Genomic DNA, 2,989 nt, shown 5'->3' on the forward strand with positions numbered 1-2,989 from the left:
CCAACGTTGCTGTGCCTCAGTCCGTCGATCCGGGCCCCGTCGCTGAGACCCATAAACAGCGTTTGGCGTCGCAGCCGCTCGACCGCAGCCCTCGCATCCGCGTCGGCATAAACCCTGTAAGGTGGAATCCCTTTTTCATTGGCGACCATGCGAACCAGGCGGTCTCGAACGAACTTCGGATACATCTGCTCCACGAGCCTCTGCATCTCGCTCGGGCCGATGTAGACGATTGCATTTCGGGCAAATTCATACGCCGTCTTTCGCTGGTCCGCTGTGGAGAATTGTTGCAGCCAGGTGGCAAGGCTCTCGATAAAACGCATTCCGGCTTGGAAGTCGCGATAACCGTCGTATTTCAAGCGGGCCATCAAGCGCAGCCAACGAAATTCCTTTCGAGCCTCGTCGTCACTCCACTGCATGATCTCGCTGAGGATCCGAAGGCCGAGGTCTTCGTTCATGGCAGCGCCCCCTTTCGAAACCTCAGACCTTTCTCTGCGGAATCCAATGCGCCAAGATACATGCGGGTGACGGCGATCCCACGTTGCCCGGGTTCCGCCAGATTCCAGCAATTGCTCGGGTCCACGCTTACTTCGTCAACGCTGAGCCCCATAGGGGTACTGAGGAGCGCATAGTCGTTGCCCGGCCATTTTCCGCGGTCACCGATCGTGAGAATGTCGTGGCCTCTCACCTGATCCTGCAGATGACGGACCACATTCTTTTTTGAAACGCCGCTTGCAACAATATCGATCGAGTGGCTCGACCGGGTAATAATGGCGTCAGTACAGCCGACTTGAAGGACGACCTGATGGGCAATGTCCCATAGCCGGTTTTCTGCCATGAAACGGATCGGCTCCAGCGTAATTTGGTAGCGCCGATTGGTCTGCCTTGCCGCGCCAGAAAGTTCGTGGCTTTCGGCAAGGGCATCTGCCAAGGTCTTCAGTTCTGGGCAAACTTCATCGGTACCATCTGGCTGCGCATCATCTGCGAGCCAACCGATCATGGCGCCATTGTAGTAACCGACCACAACGTTCTCCCAAACCTTACGAGGCAACACCGTTCTGAGGTCATTCCGTACCGATACACCCCGACCGGTGGCGATGGCCAATATGGCATCGCTGTCAGCAATCCTTTGGAGCTCGCCAGCAATTTCGGGTCGGGCGGGTTCAAACCGCTCGCGCGTATCTACGACCGTTCCGTCGTAATCCAAGACCACGGCTGCGAAGGTCGTCTTCTCTAGCCGGTCAATAAAATCGCGATGCGCCTGGCGCCAGAAGTCCAAGGTGTTCTTCCCTTGGAGCAGGTGGACGCTCTCACCTGTCTTTCGCCGGATTGCCGCAGCGGCGGTTGCTTCGATCCGCGGCGCTGTACCTCGACGTTCTCTCTTTGGCAGCTTCAAGTGATACAGCTTGCGGCCGAACTCCGGAACTCCGGGCTGCCCAGGATCGATTTCACGAGCCTGGCCCGCCCACCCGGTGACGCGTAGCGCAGCAAGGAGTGATCCGAGCAGCGCCGCCGGACCGGTGCCCGGGATGTCAAGGCTCGCGACAGGCACCTCCTTGGGGATGAGTCTCAGCGTTTTTTTGGCAAGCTCACGGTCGTCTTCGGCGACGAGTGCCAAGACCGAAGTTTGATCCTCACGCTTTGCGAGCCAGTGGTGCCGTCCATGAGCGAAGTTGCGGTAGTCCGCCAGTTGAATGTTTCCGAGCGCGGCCTCAGTGAATTTTGACTCAATATCTGTCGCGCCGACTTTCGTGGCCGGTCCATAGAGGACGATCGTCGTTGATCGCTGCCACAGGCCGTCCGCTGCGCCGCGCCAAGTCAGAACTGGTTTGCTCGACGCATCAAGGAGGGGGGCGACGAGATCGGAAACTTCATTCCAATCTGCGGGGTCGCCGAAGACCGAAACGTAGGCTCGCGCGAGAAGTGTTGAGAAGGCGAGCAGAGAGTTGGTCGCTAGGAATCCATCCTTTCCCGCCGGCGGAGGAAAAACCAACAGGTCTACGAATGGGTGTCGCTCGCAGATAGCTGTGATTGGACTGTTGGCGCGGCCGCACAAGACTGCGATTTGACGGTGCTCTCGCTCGATGAGGGACCTCGCCGCAGCGTTGATGTCGACATTCGTGCCTCCAGCAGTCAAAAGCCATTGGCTGACTGCGGCTTCGAACACGGTATCAACCGCCTCAAGCGGAGTCTGAACAATCCCTGGCTTTCCCGTATAGGATTGATGCAGCGCCACGAGTACCTGCGCGGCCGTCAGAGACCCTCCAGACCCGACCGCCGCAAGTGGCGAGAGGCCGGCATGCTTGACCGCTCCCTCCAGGCCACTAATATCGGTCGCACTGGCCCATCGAAAAGTCTCTTCTAGCCGCGATATTTCCAATTCGTATGGCTTTGCCATTTGATCACCCCCAAACCTCACGGGAACATAACATGAACACCCTATCACATCCCAGCGAAGTCAATACCCCCTTTTATATCGCCAACCTGGTTCGCGGAGTGCATCGCCGCACCTCGAGAAGAATATCAACAGTTGTTTTCGGCATTTCTCGTTGCCGGTTGTTAGAATCAGAAAACAATGAGGACACTCTGGCACAATTGACATTCAATTTGAGGGACGTATCTGTGTGTTTCGATCAAATAATTCCCCACGCCCGATACCGGCTCCTTCCCGTCAACTCGCGCACCCCGAGCTCTCCGATCAAATTCAACGCGCCGCGAGGGGATATCTTCGCCGACTTCGCAATCATGTGCGCCGATACGATCGGCCGCGACAAAAGAAGTTCGATGGCAATCGGAAGACTGCTCGTCGATCGCTTGTCCAAGGCTTTCCGCTCAAGCTGCCGTTTCGCAAGCGTCAGGCGACCGATGTCCTTCATCCCAACACCAGCAGCAGCGCCCATCGCGTCCAGAAATGCAATCAACCTTGTCGTCCGGTCGCGTGCACGTCGGCGCTCACGGGGAATTTCCCGTAGCCCGACGGCAAACGCCAGCA

The 2,989-nt window shown here is 57.6% G+C and carries 2 protein-coding genes and 1 pseudogene; all 3 read right to left on the reverse strand.

Going from position 1 to position 2,989, the window contains the following annotated elements; all coding sequences use genetic code 11:
* Positions 1 to 455 (reverse strand): annotated as a pseudogene (locus DES43_RS22060) (phosphoribosyltransferase-like protein); the annotation flags it as partial.
* Positions 452 to 2,233, reverse strand: a complete 1,782-nt coding sequence (locus DES43_RS22065; protein WP_245514627.1) for an HAD family hydrolase — start codon at positions 2,231 to 2,233, stop codon at positions 452 to 454. The pseudogene DES43_RS22060 and the gene DES43_RS22065, both read right to left, overlap by 4 nt.
* Positions 2,234 to 2,630: 397 nt before the next feature.
* On the reverse strand, positions 2,631 to 2,989 hold a 359-nt coding region (locus DES43_RS22070; RefSeq protein ID WP_133676447.1), incomplete at its 5' end, for a helix-turn-helix domain-containing protein.

The organism is Aquamicrobium defluvii (assembly GCF_004363725.1).
Lineage (GTDB): Bacteria > Pseudomonadota > Alphaproteobacteria > Rhizobiales > Rhizobiaceae > Mesorhizobium > Mesorhizobium defluvii.